The sequence below is a fragment of the Segetibacter aerophilus genome, assembly GCF_007991655.1.
GTDB classification, from domain to species: Bacteria; Bacteroidota; Bacteroidia; order Chitinophagales; family Chitinophagaceae; genus Segetibacter; species Segetibacter aerophilus.
Genome location: NZ_BJYT01000027.1, coordinates 1 through 17,632, shown reverse-complemented (window position 1 = coordinate 17,632; position 17,632 = coordinate 1). Strand labels below are relative to the sequence as shown.

Annotated in this window: 14 protein-coding genes; 8 read left to right on the top strand and 6 right to left on the bottom strand. The window is 41.2% G+C overall.

Annotated elements, in window-relative coordinates; genetic code table 11:
• Nucleotides 1–161 precede the first annotated feature (161 nt).
• Complete coding sequence (gene kdsB / locus SAE01_RS21165) at nucleotides 162–926, top strand: 3-deoxy-manno-octulosonate cytidylyltransferase (protein ID WP_147205812.1); 765 nt, start codon at nucleotides 162–164, stop codon at nucleotides 924–926.
• Here kdsB and SAE01_RS21160 read toward each other — a convergent pair.
• A complete protein-coding gene (locus tag SAE01_RS21160; RefSeq protein ID WP_147205811.1) occupies nucleotides 923–2,371 on the bottom strand; it encodes a rhomboid family intramembrane serine protease in 1,449 nt (482 codons plus the stop codon). The genes kdsB and SAE01_RS21160 overlap by 4 nt on opposite strands.
• Before the next feature lie 129 nt (nucleotides 2,372–2,500).
• Here SAE01_RS21160 and SAE01_RS21155 point away from each other — a divergent pair, with 129 nt between their 5' ends.
• The gene (locus SAE01_RS21155) at nucleotides 2,501–3,577 is read left to right on the top strand and encodes an iron-containing alcohol dehydrogenase family protein (RefSeq protein ID WP_147205810.1); all 1,077 of its coding nucleotides are present in this window, start codon (nucleotides 2,501–2,503) and stop codon (nucleotides 3,575–3,577) included.
• Between the two features lie 68 nt (nucleotides 3,578–3,645).
• Here the strand turns inward: SAE01_RS21155 and SAE01_RS21150 are convergent, their stop codons facing one another.
• Complete coding sequence (locus SAE01_RS21150) at nucleotides 3,646–5,499, bottom strand: 2-oxoacid:acceptor oxidoreductase subunit alpha (RefSeq protein WP_147205809.1); 1,854 nt, start codon at nucleotides 5,497–5,499, stop codon at nucleotides 3,646–3,648.
• 202 nt (nucleotides 5,500–5,701) lie between these two features.
• On the opposite strand from SAE01_RS21150, the gene SAE01_RS21145 reads away from it, so the two are divergent.
• On the top strand, nucleotides 5,702–6,469 hold the full coding sequence (locus SAE01_RS21145; protein WP_147205808.1) for a Bax inhibitor-1/YccA family protein: 768 nt from the start codon (nucleotides 5,702–5,704) through the stop codon (nucleotides 6,467–6,469).
• A 186-nt stretch (nucleotides 6,470–6,655) separates the two neighbouring features.
• On the opposite strand, the gene SAE01_RS21140 is transcribed toward SAE01_RS21145, so the two are convergent.
• Nucleotides 6,656–6,934 carry an acylphosphatase gene (locus SAE01_RS21140; RefSeq protein WP_147205807.1) on the bottom strand — a complete coding sequence of 93 codons (279 nt, stop codon included), beginning with the start codon at nucleotides 6,932–6,934 and terminating at the stop codon, nucleotides 6,656–6,658.
• A 219-nt stretch (nucleotides 6,935–7,153) separates the two neighbouring features.
• Here SAE01_RS21140 and SAE01_RS21135 point away from each other — a divergent pair, with 219 nt between their 5' ends.
• Nucleotides 7,154–7,741: a DUF3575 domain-containing protein gene (locus tag SAE01_RS21135; protein ID WP_170234230.1), complete on the top strand. Its 588-nt coding sequence runs from the start codon at nucleotides 7,154–7,156 to the stop codon at nucleotides 7,739–7,741.
• Here SAE01_RS21135 and SAE01_RS21130 read toward each other — a convergent pair.
• Nucleotides 7,738–8,619, bottom strand: a complete 882-nt coding sequence (locus SAE01_RS21130; protein ID WP_147205805.1) for a DUF6089 family protein — start codon at nucleotides 8,617–8,619, stop codon at nucleotides 7,738–7,740. The genes SAE01_RS21135 and SAE01_RS21130 overlap by 4 nt on opposite strands.
• Nucleotides 8,620–8,997: 378 nt before the next feature.
• Here SAE01_RS21130 and SAE01_RS21125 point away from each other — a divergent pair, with 378 nt between their 5' ends.
• Both SAE01_RS21125 and SAE01_RS21120 read left to right on the top strand, forming a co-directional pair.
• A complete protein-coding gene (locus SAE01_RS21125; protein WP_147205804.1) occupies nucleotides 8,998–10,683 on the top strand; it encodes a S8 family peptidase in 1,686 nt (561 codons plus the stop codon).
• Nucleotide 10,684: 1 nt separating this feature from the next.
• A complete protein-coding gene (locus SAE01_RS21120; protein ID WP_147205803.1) occupies nucleotides 10,685–11,194 on the top strand; it encodes a DinB family protein in 510 nt (169 codons plus the stop codon).
• 77 nt (nucleotides 11,195–11,271) lie between these two features.
• Here SAE01_RS21120 and SAE01_RS21115 read toward each other — a convergent pair whose 3' ends face one another.
• Entirely contained in the window at nucleotides 11,272–11,751 is a 480-nt protein-coding gene (locus SAE01_RS21115; protein ID WP_170234229.1) for a DUF4920 domain-containing protein, read from the bottom strand.
• A gap of 184 nt (nucleotides 11,752–11,935) precedes the next feature.
• On the opposite strand from SAE01_RS21115, the gene treS reads away from it, so the two are divergent.
• Entirely contained in the window at nucleotides 11,936–15,238 is a 3,303-nt protein-coding gene (gene treS / locus SAE01_RS21110) for a maltose alpha-D-glucosyltransferase (protein ID WP_147205801.1), read from the top strand.
• Between the two features lie 193 nt (nucleotides 15,239–15,431).
• Entirely contained in the window at nucleotides 15,432–16,913 is a 1,482-nt protein-coding gene (locus SAE01_RS21105; protein ID WP_147205800.1) for a hypothetical protein, read from the top strand.
• Nucleotides 16,914–16,979: 66 nt separating this feature from the next.
• Here SAE01_RS21105 and SAE01_RS21100 read toward each other — a convergent pair.
• On the bottom strand, nucleotides 16,980–17,632 hold a 653-nt coding region (locus tag SAE01_RS21100), incomplete at its 5' end, for a YsnF/AvaK domain-containing protein (protein ID WP_147205799.1).

Sequence of the window (17,632 nt, the reverse complement as noted above, 5' to 3'; positions counted from 1 at the left end):
CCTATATTCTTAATGCGAATTGAAGACTTGATTGGTGACAAAAGAAAAGGCAGTTGAAGTGAGTGACACAACGATGTCGAGGAAGTTTATACTGTGGCGGCAAATAATAGTTCTTTTTTAAAACCTAGTTTTGCGCAAGAAAGAATTAAAACACAATTTTTATGTTGCAGGAAAAATCATCGAAAAATGCTTTAAAGCCGGGTTCTGTAGTGGCTCTGATACCTGCCAGGTATGCAGCTACCAGGTTTCCTGGCAAGTTGATGCAGCAATTGGGAGATAAAACTGTTATCCTGCATACACATGATAATACTGTTGCAACTGGTTTGTTTGATGAAGTGATTGTTGCTACCGACAGCGACATTATTTATAAAGAGATCACGGGAAATGGTGGCAAGGCTGTGATGAGCAGAAAAACGCATGAAAGCGGCAGCGACCGGATTGCTGAAGCTGTAGCCGAACTTGACATTGATATAGTTGTGAACGTTCAAGGCGATGAGCCGTTCGTGCAAAAAGAACCGTTGGAAAAGTTGCTGAACGTTTTTAAGGGTAAAGAAGGTGAAAGCGTTCAAGTCGCTTCGTTGATGCAGGAACTAAAGGATCAAAAATTAATCGAAGACCCGAATTACGTAAAGGTTGCAGTAGACCTAAATATGAATGCGATCTTCTTTAGTAGATCGGTGATTCCTTATCCTCGGGATAAGCAGGCCGCGATGACGTATTATGAACATATCGGAGTATATGCTTTTAGAAAACAGGCCTTGATAAGTTTTACCAATTGGCCGATGACACCTTTGGAGCAGGCTGAAAGAATTGAATGCCTGAGATACCTTGAACATGGAGTGCCGTTAAAAATGATTGTAACAGAATATATGGGCGTTGAAATCGACACTCCGGAAGATTTGATAAAGGCCTCGCAACTTCTCTAGTCTCCTAATTGATCTATTATTTTTTCTATCCTGTCAGACACGCTGTCTATTTCACCATTGTATTTGTCGGTACCCTCAGCTATCGATTTATACATTAGTTCTGTTTGTCGTACCCGAAGTCCTGCGTATTCATTCAACAGCTTTCTTTTTCGTTTGTATTCGCTGCTCAAACTATAAGCACCCGTTTTTGAAATCTCTTCCTGGAAGTGCTTCCATTGAGGCAAGGCACTATCCCGAATAACCGATACCGCATCATTGTTTGATTGAGCAGACTGCAAGTGCTGCATTTGCGCCATTGCCTTTACTTCAATCTGGTTAAGCTTCATCACCTCACGCTCAAATCTAAGCGAGTCGTTTCTTCCATGAACTCGCAGATAAAAATAAACGATTAGTGTGGTTAGCAGTAAGACTTCTATCGAGATCCTTGTGCCGCCGGCTCTGGCGAGCTCCCTGTTGAAATGGAAGAAATAGAACAGGTAGCCGGTAATCAAGCCTGCAACAAATCCACCAATCAAAGAAGCATTGTCGTTACCGCCGCGGAAGGATACGACGATGTTGAAAACAACGTATGCTACGGCTCCAACTAGCCATAGGGGTGAGAATTTTTTGTTAACGTAGGGTGTAGTTACAAAAGCGATCAAAACGCCGTACATTCCGAAAATAGCGCCTGTTGCCCCCGCAGCAACTCCTTCAGGCGTCCAAATAATACTGATTAAACTTGCCAGTACACCGACCGTAAGATAAGCAATCAGGTATTTTAATTTACCCAGGATTGACTCGACCATCAAACCAATGAAGTAGAGGCCAACCAGGTTTACCAGCAGGGGCAGAATGCCGATGTGCACAAAAATGTTTGTTATCAGTCGCCACCATTCTCCGCCCGTAACATTGAACTTAACGTTTCCGCCCCACTTAATAATATCGGTGGCTGCGGGCTCTACAAGGTTTACACCTCGTATAGCCATCCCAATAAAAACCAGCACGTTCACAGCAATTAAAAAGAAGGTCATGCCGTGATCCTTTGTTCCAAAAGTCACCTTCTCACCTGTAACCCGGTTCCCCGATTTCAGTTGCTTTAAAGTTTCTTCACGTAGCGTATTTGCGGCCCGCTGTAGTTGGTCGCTTTTCCAGTTAGCCTTAATTTTTCTAAATTTTGGCAGCAGCAGCTCTTCTATATTTTTTTGATTGCGCCCGGCCTCATACAGCTCGAGGCTTTCACTGCGGCTTCTGAAGATAATCTCGTTATTTTCTATTGATATTTTTATGATCTCTTCGCTAAGTGTCCAGTGTGTAGGTGTGGTAGCGGTAAATTTGTTTTCGTCAACAACAAGGTATTCCCATTCAAGTTCTTTGCAAGCTTGTTGTACAATGCTAAAAATCTCCCAGTTATTCAATCCTTCAGCAGGTACCCTTTTCTCAAACTGTGTTTTCCATCCAAAAGCCATATCTCTTAAAATTTTCTATCAGAAGTAAAAATCTGCTAATGCCCGTCAAAGTATTTAAATAGTGGATAAGTAACAAGCCTAAAGCCTCTATTAACAAAGATGTAATTTCGTGCCACTAAAATTTAAAACATGAGTAAGTTTCGAAATTTTAAAATGGTCGATTACGTTATATATGGCAGAGGCAGTTTTAACCAGTTAGATGAAATTTTGGCTTCAAATCGTAAGGCTGGTGCTCCAATGATTTTCCTGGTTGACCATTTTTTTGAGGGTAAACCTTTAGCAGGCAGAATTCCGGTACAAGGTAATGATAAAGTAATATTTACTGATGTAACATACGAGCCAAAAACAACTTACGTTGATAAAATAGCAGGTGATCTGAAACAAGAGTTTGGAGTCGTAAGTGGAATTATTGGAATAGGTGGTGGATCAACGATGGACCTTGCAAAGGCTCTCAGCCTAATGATGACTAACCCGGGTTCATCAGCAGATTACCAGGGATGGGACCTTGTAAAGTTTCCCGGTGTTTACAAAGCGGGCATACCGACACTAAGCGGAACAGGTGCAGAGGTTTCAAGAACTACGGTATTGACGGGCCCTACTCGAAAATTAGGAATGAACAGCGACTTCACTCCTTTCAACCAAATTGTACTAGATCCTGAATTGATAGCAAATGCTCCCAATAACCAGCGCTTTTACACAGGGATGGATTGTTATATCCATTGTATCGAAAGTTTGCAGGGAACTTACCTAAATGAGTTTAGCAAAAGCTATGGTGAAAAAGCTTTACAGCTTTGCCAGGAGATATTTCTTGAGAAAGATACTTGGGATAATGAAAGCGACGATAAGCTGATGATGGCTAGCTACGCCGGTGGAATGAGTATCGCGTATAGCCAGGTTGGTGTGGCACATGCAGTAAGTTATGGCCTTTCTTTTTTGCTGGGAACAAAGCATGGCGTAGGAAATTGCATCGTGATGAGTCATCTCGAAGAATATTACCCTGAAGGAACTGCAGAATTTAAAAAAATGGTGGAGAAAAGTAACGTAGAGATACCTGAAGGCATTTGCAAAGGGCTAACAGACGAGCAATTTGATGCCATGATAAATGTAAGCATGGGCATGAAGCCACTTTGGGAAAACGCGCTTGGAAGAGATTGGGAAAAAATAATGACAAGAGAAAAACTAAGAGGCTTATACGAAAAGCTCTAGTTGCAAAACGGCTCCAAAAACATTAAAAGCCACGTTCCAGTGGCTTTTGATGTTTTTATGAGAAAAAATTATTCTTCCTCAATTATCTTTTTCACCTCATCTATGATCTCACCTTTGGTAATGGGTATTCCCATTATCTTGTTATAACCTTTGGCATCTATCAAGAACTTGTCCCTGATAATTTTAATTAACTGGCCGTTGTTTATTTCGGGGATTAATACGTGTTCATAGTTCTTCAAAATGTCTCCAAGGTTTTTTGGAAAAGGCCGCACATAACGTAAGTGTGCATGAGCAACTTCGTATCCTTCAGCGAGCAATTCATTCACGGCACTTTTGATAGCGCCATACGTACTTCCCCAACCTAAGATTAGCACCTTGCCTTTTTCCAGTCCGTTGTCTAACTTCTGTTCAGGAATGAACTGAGCTATTTTCTCAACTTTCTCTTCTCTTATTTTCACCATCAGTTGGTGGTTGTCGGGATCGTAGCTGACATTACCCGTTATATTTTGCTTTTCAATACCACCCACCCGATGTTCCAAACCGGCAGTTCCGGGAATAGCCCAGGGACGAACTAGTTTCTCGTCGCGCAGGTAGGGCTGAAATTTTTCTTCATGGTCCCCAAGCTCTGTCTTAAACTTCACCTCAATCTTGTGCAAATCATCACTCTTTGGAAACTTCCACGGTTCAGAACCATTTGCAATAAAACCATCGCTTAGCAAAATAACAGGCGTCATATGTTGAACTGCAATTCTTACCGCTTCGTACACAGCGCCGAAACAGTCACTCGGCGTAGACGCTGAAATAACAGGCATCGGACTTTCCCCATTTCTGCCGTAGTATGCCTGTAGCAAATCACTTTGTTCGGTTTTTGTTGGCAGGCCGGTAGACGGTCCACCCCTTTGAACGTTTATGATCAATAAAGGAATTTCGAGCATAATTGCTAGTCCCATGGCTTCAGCCTTCAAGGCCATGCCCGGTCCTGATGTGGTGGTCACACCTAAAGAGCCTCCATAACTCGCTCCAATTGCTGACGTAATCGCAGCGATCTCATCCTCCGCCTGGAAAGTTTTAATTCCAAACGCCTTATGCTTGCTTAATTCATGCAAAATGTCGGAAGCGGGGGTAATAGGGTATGAACCTAAAAATAGTTGCAAACCACTTTTTTGGCTGGCCGCAATTAATCCATAGCTCAACGCCTGGTTACCCATGATGTTGCGGTAGTTACCCTTCACCATCCTGGCTTTCTCAACACTAAAACGGGTTGTGAAAGTTTCGGTAGTATCAGCGTAATTATAGCCAGCTTGAAGTGCCTTAATGTTACTCTGCAAAATGGTGTCTTTCTTGCCAAACTTCTCTGTTAAAAAGTTGATGGTGTTGTCCATGTTGCGGTTATACATCCAGTACAAAAAGCCGAGTACGAACATGTTCTTTGCACGGTCTTTTTCTTTCGTACCCATTTCGAAATCTTTCAGTGCTTCACGGGTAAGTTTAGTCACATCTATTTTTATGACTTCATAATTGGTCAGGCTTTCATCTTCAAGTGGGTTTATCCCGTCAGGATAGTTGGCAAGTCTCAAATTTCTTGCATCAAAACCATCGGTATTGACTATTATTTTCCCGCCCTTTTTTAGGTTTTTTACATTTACTTTCAAAGCCGCCGCATTCATTGCCACCAGTACATCACAATCATCGCCCGGCGTAAAAATTCTGTTGCTGCTAAAGTGTAATTGAAAGCCACTCACACCCGGTAGAGTACCTATTGGCGCACGTATCTCAGCAGGGAAATCGGGAAAGGTGGCAAGATCAATACCGAGCATCGCGGTGTTGTTGGTAAACTGGCTTCCAGTCAACTGCATTCCATCTCCGCTATCGCCTGCAAACTTTATAACTACGTCCTGTAAAACTTCTTCTGTAGTAATCATTTTTAAAACTTATTGTCGTACAATTTAAGCAATTTTACAAAAGTACTACAACTAAGAGTAGCATTAAAAGTGATTTTAAACGGCCCTCAAAAGTGGGTTTGACTAGCTGAAAAAGAGCCTAAACACGCTAACTTTTTCAATACGATAACAAGGACTTATTTATATTTGTTATTGAATTTTACTAAAACAAAAATCAATAGAAATGGCACTTTTTAAATCAGGAAATCCGACGTTATCAGCGAAGATTTTTAATACAACGGTCTCAGATCAGCAACAAGGTGTGATGACTGCGCGGGGAGCAATGAACAAGTTTGGTTTTCTTTTTTTAATGGTTATTGCCGGCGCCGCTTTTACATGGCACTTATACTACCAGGGCAAGGCTCAAACCATGATGCCCCTAATGATGGTGGGCGTTTTTGGAGGCTTAATTACCGCTCTTGTTATTAGCTTTAAGCAAACGTGGGCACCTTACCTGGCGCCACTATACGGCTTGCTCGAAGGTCTTTTTATCGGGGCTATTTCCGCAATAGTAAACGAAATGTTTGCGAAGAAGTACCCGGGAATTGTGATTCAGTCTGTAGGGCTAACACTTGGGGTGGCTGTAGCAATGTTCTTGTTGTACAACTTCCGCATCATCAGGCCAACTCAAAGGTTTAAATCTATTCTTTTGACGGCAACTGCGGGTATCGCTATTTTTTACCTCATCACGTGGATTGTAAGTATGTTCGGAGTTCGCATGGACTTCATGATGATGGGCAACGGAAGCATGCTTGGAATAGGTATCAGCCTGTTTGTGGTGGCCATTGCAGCCTTAAACCTGATCATAGATTTTGACATGATAGAACAAGGTGCAGAAATGGGCGCTCCTAAATACATGGAATGGTATTGCGCGTTTGCACTGATGGTTACTATCGTATGGTTGTATGTCGAGATGCTTAAGTTGTTAAGCAGACTTGGTAGCAGAGACTAGTATCGAAAAAAATTAAAAGTTTTTATAGCCGGACCTGTTAAAGGTTCGGCTTTTCTTTTATTTGGATTCAAGCACTAGTGTATATTTTCTGCTTTTGTTGCGTCGCACCCTTGTACTTTTAATGATTCTATTAGGCTTTCTGAAAAAGCGGAAAAGTTCTGCTAGCAATATTTTAGGCGAAACCGGTCAAACTCTTTGCCTTATAACGGAGAAATCTTTAAACTTTTCTTCTTTCACTTCTTCGGAAATTACTTCTGATACATTTGCTCTTTCCGGACCAGTTCTGCACCAAGTGGCAAACGCTTGCAATTGATCTTGGCTTCCTGTTACAACGGCTTCCACATCACCTTCATTTGTGTTTTTTATCCATCCCGTTATACCTAGTTCGTTGGCGATTTCTTTTGCTGTAGCCCTGTAAAAGACGCCCTGCACTTTTCCTTTTATTAGCAGATGTAGTGTTGGCATAATCGTGTTTTAAAATAATATTTATCTTATCCCTCCACAACTCAAATTTAAAAAATAAAAGAGGTTGGTACTGTTACTTGTTCCATTTCTTTTATCGGTATTCTTTCGTTTAGACAGTTGACCATTTCAAGCAAGCAACTGTAAATACTTTCTAACGTCTATGTTGATAGATCTTACTAGTTCTATTCATCATTATCGCTCTTCAAAATGCTGAACCTCATGCCCTATCAAAAAATTTTAGGCCTTCTTATTCTGGGTTTAATTGTCTTGCTTTCATCCCAGGCACAAAGCACAAGGCCGCTAACAAAGAGGGTTATGGTTAAGACAAATCTCTTAAACGCTTTTTTCAAAAGGCCGACACTTTCTATAGAGAAAGCGCTAACCAGCACTGTTACACTAGAAGGATCTTTTGTACAAGGAACTTTTGAGAATTTTATACTTGCTGACCACTACGACTTCAATGGATTTCTGCTAAGGACGAAAAAATATTTTACTGAACTACAATACCGTGAGGTGAACCGATACGCCGGCGTTTATCTAGGCACGTTAAAAAGAAACATAGTAAATCAAGGGACCGTAAATAACACTGGTTTTTTCGGCATTTCCTCGAGAGACTTTCATGCCAATTCGATTAGGGGAGGAGGCTCTGTAGGCTTCGCATACTTCACAAAAAGCAACATAGTTATAGACGTGCAAGGTAGCCTCGGGTATGGACGGTATATACATCCAAAACGATTGAACCCATATGACGATGCTAAGGGTTACATAGATGTGCAGGTTTGGCTTTCTGTTGGCTACTGTTTCTAATACCGTGCTTTTCTTCTTAGCACCAATCCTACTTTAAAGGAGATCGACATATAAGCATCATTGTTTCCGGGATTACCTCTCCTTGCCGGAACCAAGCCATCTAAACTCCTGTTATATAATTGTTGGGCGTTACCTGCGTTAGCGACATCGAGATATTGTCTAAAGATTTCTGCGTCGACAAAACCGGGGCTATGAGCATCGTCGAGATAATCAGTAAAGAGAATACGGTGACTAAACTCAAGCCTAAGATTGACAGCGTCAGAAGCCTCGTATCTAAGGCCAATACCTACAGGAATATTAAACTGTGTGGTCGAATATGGCTTCGAGTCTCTGTATTCAAAAAACCCCTGGCCTTCCGTACAGAGCGGCGGCAAGTCAATATAGTCGTTGTGTAATAGAGCTTGCGGTTTGAATGAAAAAATGCCGACTCCCGCAATAACGTATGGAGACCATAAAGGCGGATATTTATAGTCAAACAATAAAAGCGGGTGGAATTCGGCAAGCAGGCTAACCTCGGAAATCTTACTTCTAAAACTAAGATTTCTTACCGTCTTCGACTTCGCGTTTACTGACGTTCCATCAATGTCGCGATCTGCCGATTGAACTGCTCCCCAAGTGCCTTCTAATCTTAGTCCAAGTAGATTTTGATACATCGCTCCTGCAGAAATACTGAAGGAGGGCTTTGTGTTCTTCAACCTGATTTCGTTGACATAATAAGTCTTGTCGCTATTTGATCCTCCAATGTCTGTAATACAATTCATGGCTCCCACGCCTATTGCAAACTCGTAAGAAAAGAGGTTGTTGTAATACTGCCCTGAAGACAATTTACTAAAACACAAAAACAGTAGCGAAAACATAGAAACCAGACAATATTTCATATCAAGATTGTTAAGGGTGCCTTAGTAAGATTGTTTCGGTAAACTTTGCGTGAGACTCTGATTGTTGAACTTGAGATGTTCTTTGAAGGATAGTATTCGAAATATAATGAATAGTTTAAATGAATCAAATCATTTGGAGTTAATCAGGGGAATTAAAAAATGCAGGTGAAGTTTAATTTCTACTAAAACCTTTTTGGAACCGCCAGAGAGATTTAAAAAAAGTACAATTGAAAAGATAGCGATGAACGGAGCGCCGCAAGTGAAGCCACATCGATGACACCAACGCTTGCCTAATAATTAATTCCTAAAATTAAAATACCCCTCTTTTTGATTAAAACTTTGCAGAGATTTGTATATTCCTAAATACGATCGTTTAATATGCATAGTGTGAAAAAAGTTTTTCTGTTAGGGTTCATATCTATTTCTTCTATTGTTTACGGACAAGATCCCCTCAAGGGCTGGCATTTAAAGGATGCTACCTCCGATAGCTTTCATGGAATTAGTATAAATAAAACATACGATTTTTTAAAGGGCAGAAAGAGCAAGCCGGTAATTGTTGCTGTAATTGATAGTGGCGTTGATACAACTAACGAAGACCTTAAGAATATACTTTGGAGAAATCCCAAGGAGATTCCCGGAAATGGCAAAGACGAGGACGGTAACGGTTATGTGGATGACGTATACGGTTGGAACTTTTTAGGTGGCAAAGATGGTCGGAATGTAAAAACTGAATCAGCTGAAGCAACACGCATTTACCATCGATACAAAAGCAAGTTCGACAATAAGACTCTCGACATGGCTAGCCTGTCAGGCGACGACAAAGAGGAATATGAGCTTTGGAAACAAGCATCTAAAATAGTGATCGGTAAACCTGAAGAGCAGATGGAACTGATGTTTCTTGAGATGGCCTACAAAGCTGTTAAGAAGCATGAAAAGGTGCTACGGGATGAAATGAAAAAGGACACTTTTACTGTTGCTGACCTGGAAAAATTTACTGCGGCTACTCCGGCTGCTCAAAGAGCGAAATTGGGGTACATCAACTTTATAAAACTGACGGGTATAGATAGCGAGGATACAAATACTACCGTTTTTAAGGAGTTGGAGGAATATATTGAGGAAAAGAAGAGAGCCCAGGACGCCAAAGAAAAAGCACCAGAAAATTATCGCGCCGAGATAGTAAAAGACAACTATAAAAACATCAACGACCGCTTCTACGGTAACAGCGATGTGATGGGTCCTTCGCCTATGCACGGTACTCACGTGGCGGGAATTATCGGCGCTCAGCGAGACAACGGAATTGGTGCTGATGGGGTTGCGCAGAATGTAAAGGTTATGATGATCAGGGCGGTTCCTGATGGTGATGAATACGATAAAGACATAGCGCTGGCAATTAAATATGCAGTTGATAACGGCGCGAAAGTGATCAACATGAGTTTTGGCAAGGGCTTGTCACCAGAGAAAAATTGGGTGGACGATGCAGTTAGGTATGCTGAGTTGAAAGACGTCTTAATTATTCATGCAGCAGGAAACGATGGAGAAAACACTGATACCACCGGCAATTTCCCTAATCCCGAATTGAAGGTTTTGCATAGAAAAGCATCAAACTTCATCACAGTAGGCGCGAGCAGCGATCCGAAAGTAAGTGGCGATTATGTGGCTGATTTCAGCAACTATGGCAAGTCTACCGTCGATGTTTTTGCACCCGGCGTAAAAATATATTCTACCCTACCAGGTAAAAGCACATATGGATTTTTGAAGGGGACAAGTATGGCTTCTCCCGTTGTTGCAGGAGTGGCTGCAGTTATCCGGTCTTATTTTCCTGATCTTTCTGCAAGCCAGGTTAAGTACGTGATTGAAAAATCTGCTATCGTGGATTCTGCCCTTAAAGTAACCCGGCCCGGAACAAAAGAGACTGTTCCATTTAATGAATTAAGCACATCAGGAGGCTTGATCAATGCTTTAGCTGCGGTTAAAATAGCGACGACTTTACAGCCTGACAAAAAGGAAATTAAAAAAGAGATACTACCAAAACCTACCTTCAAAAACCTTCCGGTAAAAAAATAATATGCCTGATCTAGCTGCAGGAACCTATCCTCCTTATTTCGCGAATTATATTAACCTCGTTCATGCTGAAACAGTGGATGCAGCAGTTGAAAGGTATAGCAAAGAGATTCTCAATTTTTTCAAAAATATTCCTGCCGGGAAGGTTGATTATAAGTATGCAGAAGGAAAATGGAGCATTAAAGAAATGCTGCAACATATTATAGATACAGAAAGAATTTTCGGCTATCGCGCTCTTAGAATTTCAAGACATGATAAGACGCCGCTTCCTGGTTTTGATGAAAGCGCTTATGCCTTAGCAAGTAATGCTTCGGCGAGAAGCTGGCAAAGTTTATTAGAGGAATTTGAGGCTGTAAGAAAATCTACCGATCTTTTGTTGAAAAGCTTCACCCCCGGCCACCTCCAACAATCGGGGATAACGAATGACCATGCTAACACGACGGTTGCGATCTGCTTTGTTGTTTTTGGTCACATCCTTCACCACATAAATATTCTAAAGGAGCGGTATTTGTAGTTTTAGTTGCCGGCCATCGTCGCCCCATTCGACATCGTTGTGTCACTCACTTGTACTTTTTTATTTTTGCTCAGGGCCTATAAAACAAGTACTCCCTTCGCATCAATTACGATTTCTTTTTTTGCCTCTTTTATAGCAGCTATCTCTTCTTTGCTTTTACCTGCGTCCATCGCAAAATGCTTCAGTTGCTCAACTGATGTAATCTTCTCTTCTGCTTCCCCCGCTATCACTACGGTTTTTCCATTCAGCGCCACAGGAACTGCAAATTGGTGATCTTTCATTTTCACCATCATCTTTCCATCAGGAGACTGCACTTTTATCCAGCAACCTTCCATCGTACAAACATCGGTAACAACACCCTTTATTTTTACGTCAGCCTTCCTGCTACCTTCATTTTTACTGAGCAAAAGACTTTGTAACTGGTCAATGGTTATAGCCTTGTCAGCAGTAACTTTTTCACCGAAAGAACTTCCGGCCGTTGCGGGAACTGAAGGCGGCTGCGCAATCGAAAGTACATATGTAAGAAGGGCAACGGATACCGTGAATATTTTTTTCATAAGTGAGAATTTGTAGAATAAAGAAAGTAGCGTTTTACTGCCCAAATCTATCGATAATTTCTCTAACAGCATTTCCACTTGTTTGCTTTCATCACCGCAACCGTTGAAAGGGCCTTCCCCGTAGGGCCAACATCAGTGGCACGCAAATTATGCTGGTACAAGATCTAATAATAACAAGATACGTATGGCCAATAATTCAACAGATGATAAATTACTGTGGTATAAAGACGCAATTATTTATGAGCTTCACATTAAAGCATTTAGCGATGCCAACGGCGATGGCATAGGAGATTTCCAGGGGTTAATGACAAAGCTGGATTACCTGCAAGACCTTGGCGTAACTGCCATTTGGGTACTTCCATTTTATCCATCTCCGCTAAAAGACGACGGATACGATATCGCCGATTATTACAACATCAATCCGCGCTATGGAAATATAAAGCAGTTTAAAGAGTTTATGGCTGAAGCCCATAAACGAAACCTTAAGGTAATTACAGAATTAGTAATCAATCACACTTCCGATCAGCATCCCTGGTTTCAAAGAGCGCGAACAGCCCCAAAAGGTTCTCCTGAAAGAGACTTTTATGTTTGGACCGATGATCCGAACCAATGGAAAGACGTCCGGATTATTTTTACAGATTATGAAGCCAGTAACTGGACGTGGGATCCGGTTGCACAACAATATTACTGGCACCGCTTTTTCCACCACCAGCCCGACCTAAATTATGATAGCCCGCTCGTGCAGGAAGAGGTCTTGAAAATCTTAGATTTCTGGTGCGATATGGGAGTGGACGGCTTTCGACTCGATGCGGTTCCCTACTTATTTGAGCGTGAAGGAACTAACGGGGAGAACTTACCCGAAACACACGCATACCTAAAAAAGCTGCGCGCTCATGTCGACGAGAAATACCCGGGAACAGTATTTCTTGCCGAAGCGAATATGTGGCCCGAGGACTCAGCGGCATATTTTGGAGACGGAGATGAATGTCATATGAACTACCACTTTCCTGTAATGCCGCGCATGTTTATGGCTTTACAAATGGAAGACCGCTATCCTATTACTGATATTTTTGAACAGACTCCTGCCATACCCGAAAATTGCCAATGGGCTATGTTCCTTCGCAATCACGACGAGCTCACGCTTGAGATGGTGACTGATGAAGAGCGCGATTACATGTACAAGGTGTACGCAAAAGATCCTAAAGCAAAAATTAATCTTGGCATCCGGCACCGGTTAGCACCTTTAATGGATAACAACAGAAGAAGGATTGAATTAATGAATTGCCTCCTGTTTTCAATGCCTGGTACTCCTGTTATTTATTATGGAGATGAAATAGGCATGGGCGACAATTTTTACCTCGGAGATAGAGACGGCGTTCGTACGCCCATGCAGTGGTCGCCCGACAGGAATGCAGGTTTTTCTGCATCAAATCCTCAAAAGCTATATCTGCCCGTCATCCTTGATCCCGGCTATAACTATGAGTCGGTGAATGTAGAGATGCAGCGATCCAATACCTCGTCGTTGTTCTGGTTTATGAAGCGCATGATAAGCATGCGAAAAAAGTTCAAAGGCTTTGGACGAGGCGATCTCAAATTTATAAATGTTGCCAATCCAAAAGTGCTTGCATTCACGCGTACCTACCGCGATGAGACCTTGTTCATCATTGTAAATCTTTCCAAGTATTCGCAAGCGGCAGAAGTTGATCTTTCTGCATTTAAAGGCTTTATACCTATCGAGGTATTTAGTAAGAATAAGTTTCCAATCATCAAAGAAGATACCCCTTATTTTTTCACCCTTGGATCGCATGCCTACGAATGGTTCATCCTTCACAAAACCGCTGCAGAAGGAATTGACGCGGATTCACTTCCAACAATGGAGATAAGCTCGTGGAGCGAATTAACCAATCCAAGGAACCTGGAGGAGCTTCAAAATAATGTGTTAGCTAATTATATTACCAAGACAGATTGGTTTACAGGCAAGGGCAAGGCAATCAACAATATGTCTATAACCAACTATGCTTCTATCCCCGTAGAAGGTGGTGATACATTATTGGTATTAATCGAGGTGCGCTACGAAAGTGGTCTGCCTGAGTCCTATCAATTGCCTTTGACTTTTGCAAAGGAGAAGTTGGCTCAAAGGCTGGGCACGAATTGCCCGCAAGCCATCATCGCTCATTTAAAAGTGGGAGATGATGAAGGCGTTCTTGTCGATGCATTATTTACTCCCGAGCTTCAGCATTTGCTTATAGAAAGAATGGGCAGCCACCAGGGAATTGAATTACCCAATAGTGTGATTGAGTTTGCAAGCAACGACGAATTGAAAAATCAACTGGAACAGTTGCCGGATTTAAAATCAAAAATTTATACAGATGATGGTTTTACAGCTATCAATTACGATAATGGCTTTTCGCTAAAAATGTATAGAAAGATTGATCCTACGACTAATCCTGACCTTGAGATTACCCGCTATTTATCGGAGAAGGCGAAGTTCGAATACGTGCCAAAGTTTGCAGGTTCTATCGAATGGAAGTTTGAAAATGACACCATAGCCCTGGGCATGTTGCAAGTATTAATAGAGAACCATGGCGATGCGCATAATTTCATGTTGAGCCGGGTAAACAATTTTATTGAAAGAATCCTCTCAAGTGATAAAGATCAACTCGCATCCATTCAATCTCTTGGCGCCTTAACCAATCCACTTGGATATGATGAACTACCGCAGGAACTACAGGTTTTATTGGGCGGCAATGCCAGCGAGCAAGCTCGTTTAATTGGAATACGAACAGGGCATATGCATCTTGCTCTTTCAGCCAACACAACCCTTAAAGACTTTGCTCCGGAAGACTTCTCACTGCATTATCAACGTTCATTGTTTTCCTCGATGCAATCACTTGTACGCGAGGTCTATGAAAACAAGCCAGACGCAAACAGTTACCCGGATTTAGTTAAGCAAGATCTATTGGATCTTTTTAACAGGAAAGAAGATATCCTGCAAACGCTAAAGAGGATCTACGCTAAAAAGCTGGACGTAATAAAGATTAGAATCCATGGAAACTTCCACCTTGGCCAGGTGCTGTCCACAGGAAAAGACGTAGTCATTGCAGACTTCGGTGGTGATCCTATCAGAAGCTTTAGCGACAGAAGATTAAAACGTTCACCGCTACGAGACGTTGCAGGAATGATACGTTCAATCAGGAATGTGGCCTATGAAGGATTTCTAAAAACAACTCACGTGGAGAAGGAAAATATAAATGACTTGCTTCCTTTTGCTCGCTTATGGGCTCACTATATGGTTGGCTTCTTTATGAAAGCTTATCTCGAAACGGTTAAAAACAGTTCCTTTATTCCAACAGACAAACATGATTTTGAAATGATGGTTGAGACTTATATGCTTGAAAAAGCATTGTACGATCTGAACTACGAATTAAAGAACAGGCCCGACTGGGTGATCATTCCTGTAAGAACCATTAAGTCCATCATAGGATAATCAAAGCCAACAACGCAAACAGCCATAGTGATTTTTACTATGGCTGTTTTTGTGTCTATAATTGAGTTTTTGGATAATTAAGGTTGCAGTTAGATCGACTCTCCCGCTTTGTTTTAACTTGCCAGGCTTTCTAATTTGAAATTTTTAAAGGCTTGCTAGAAACCATAGCAGAATTTATTACAACCGATATAGCATGGATCATTTTCAAGGATCGTTTAGAGGATACCTGTCATTAAAAGAAAATAGACCGTGGCTTTTTTCTGCCTTAGTAATAAGCATTGTTTATTTTATTGTCCTTCGTTTGGTCTACCCTGTTCCAAGTTACTATGCCGACTCTTATACGTGGGTAGGCGGTGCAACCACCGGTCAACCTATAACCTTCCGACCAATAGGATATAGTAAAGCCCTGATCTTTTTCAGATTTTTTTCAACCTCAGATATTGCTTTAATAGCCGGCCAGTTTTTTAGCAACATGTTGGTAAACCTGTTTTTATTTTTTACATCTTGTTATCTTTTTCAGTTCAAAAAGGCTTTTAAATATCTCTTGTTCGCATTGCTTGTTATTAATCCTTTTTATCTTTTTTATAGCAATTATGTTTCTTCTGATCCTTACTTTAATTGCTTAACGGTCTTATGGTTTACCCTGCTTATCTGGATGTTACATAAGCCCGCATGGTGGCTAACAGTTGCACAACTTGTCGTTCTCTTCTGTTTATTCGAACTAAGGTATAACGCTATATTTTTTCCGGCTATTTCTACTATTGCAATATTGCTGTCGAAACAAGCTGTACTTAAAAAAGCCATAAGTATAGCTGCCAGTTTTGTTTTGATTGGAGCTATTATATATGCGACTACTATTGTTACAAAAAAATTTACAGGCACTAAAACCTTTTCAGCTTTCAGCGGGTGGCAGCTGGCAAATGATGCACTTCATGTAATGCAACATGATCAGGTAGATACAAACAAAATAAAAGATAAAGAAGTTAAAGATTTTATTCGTTTCACGATGCATTTGTTCGACACAACAAAGCAGACCTTTCCAGACTCAGGAGCTACCGCTGTTTTTATGTGGCATATAAACAGTCCGCTGAAAAAGTATATGACCGTTTACCCCCGAAGGAGTAATTATTATTTTAAAACATGGAATGCTGTTGGGCCCATTTATAACAATTTTGGAAAGGCTGTTATTTTGCAAAATCCGGGGAGTTACGTTAAGCATTTCGTAGTTCCTAACTTGAAGGCTTACTTGTTTCCACCTCTCGAAATGTACGAGACTTATATGGAAGATCATGACACGATTGCGGCAGTAGCGCAGCGTTATTATCACTACAAATCCAACAAGAGTCCGAAGCATCATCCTATTTTGTATGCAGTAGCGTTTGAGCCAATGCGCTATATTTCTATTATTATAAATTTGGTTTTTATTCTTTGTTACATCGGTTATTTCGTTTCGGATAAGTATAAAAAGGAACCGCGATTGTATAATCAAGCGCTTCTTTGCTTTACTGCTTTTTATATTGGTAATTTTTTCTTTATCGTCCTCCTTGCACCTTCAGTCATGAGGTACAACATATTTATAACAACACTGTCATTTCCAATCCTACTCTACCTAATACAACAAGCGAGTAGCCTTGCCAATAAGAGAAGTATTAATGAAATAATCGCGGCGGCTTGAGGTAATGGCTATAAAACAAAAGAGACTGCGTTAAAGCAGTCTCTTTTAATATCGCCACCCAATCTTCTAAAAATCGCTATTTGATCTATTTTTTAAATCGTCTTTATCCAGGTCTGTAACATCTACTTCTGTTTTGCGAACGGTGTCGCTTACAGTTTCATTTCTTTCGCTAACTTCCTTATTTAAACTTACTTCTTCTACTACACGTGCTTGTTTGTTAACAACAGGTACTTCAGTGCGCTCAACCATTTCAATATCCTTTTCATCAAAAGCATTGAAGTCGGCTTCTGTAGCAGGCCTGTCTACCCTGTTTCTCTCTACATTAACGCGCTCTTCTCTCAAACGTACTGACTCTTCTACTGGCCGCTCTACTATACGGCTACGAAGTCTAACTCCTCCTGATCTGACTTCACGTTTTCCTACTTCAAGATTTTCTTCTATTATTGGAATTTTTGAAGTTTCGTCGTTGGAAGTCCTGTCAGTTCCTAAGAAACCTGTTCCGGTACTGCTGTCGCTACTGGTGCCGGTTGTACCAGAAAAATTGTTGCCTGTACCTGAAGTGAAGGTATTATCTGTACTTCCGGTAAGGTCACTGCCAGTGCTACCGCTAAAACTTCCAGGTGTACTTGCAGCGCCGGTTAAGCCACCAGAAGTCCCCGTGTCAAAGGCGCCAACTGTATTACTTCTGTCGCCGAAAGTGTCAGACGAACCAGTAAGGC

Bases quoted from the DNA above. Each gene is read 5' to 3' on its own strand.
- SAE01_RS21160 (WP_147205811.1), bottom strand. From the start codon at position 2,371: ATGGCTTTTGGATGGAAAACACAGTTTGAGAAAAGGGTACCTGCTGAA.
- SAE01_RS21155 (WP_147205810.1), top strand. From the start codon at position 2,501: ATGAGTAAGTTTCGAAATTTTAAAATGGTCGATTACGTTATATATGGC.
- SAE01_RS21115 (WP_170234229.1), bottom strand. From the start codon at position 11,751: ATGAAAAAAATATTCACGGTATCCGTTGCCCTTCTTACATATGTACTT.
- treS (WP_147205801.1), top strand. From the start codon at position 11,936: ATGGCCAATAATTCAACAGATGATAAATTACTGTGGTATAAAGACGCA.
- SAE01_RS21125 (WP_147205804.1), top strand. From the start codon at position 8,998: ATGCATAGTGTGAAAAAAGTTTTTCTGTTAGGGTTCATATCTATTTCT.
- SAE01_RS21120 (WP_147205803.1), top strand. From the start codon at position 10,685: ATGCCTGATCTAGCTGCAGGAACCTATCCTCCTTATTTCGCGAATTAT.
- SAE01_RS21130 (WP_147205805.1), bottom strand. From the start codon at position 8,619: ATGAAATATTGTCTGGTTTCTATGTTTTCGCTACTGTTTTTGTGTTTT.
- SAE01_RS21105 (WP_147205800.1), top strand. From the start codon at position 15,432: ATGGATCATTTTCAAGGATCGTTTAGAGGATACCTGTCATTAAAAGAA.
- SAE01_RS21135 (WP_170234230.1), top strand. From the start codon at position 7,154: ATGCCCTATCAAAAAATTTTAGGCCTTCTTATTCTGGGTTTAATTGTC.
- SAE01_RS21150 (WP_147205809.1), bottom strand. From the start codon at position 5,499: ATGATTACTACAGAAGAAGTTTTACAGGACGTAGTTATAAAGTTTGCA.
- kdsB (WP_147205812.1), top strand. From the start codon at position 162: ATGTTGCAGGAAAAATCATCGAAAAATGCTTTAAAGCCGGGTTCTGTA.
- SAE01_RS21140 (WP_147205807.1), bottom strand. From the start codon at position 6,934: ATGCCAACACTACATCTGCTAATAAAAGGAAAAGTGCAGGGCGTCTTT.
- SAE01_RS21145 (WP_147205808.1), top strand. From the start codon at position 5,702: ATGGCACTTTTTAAATCAGGAAATCCGACGTTATCAGCGAAGATTTTT.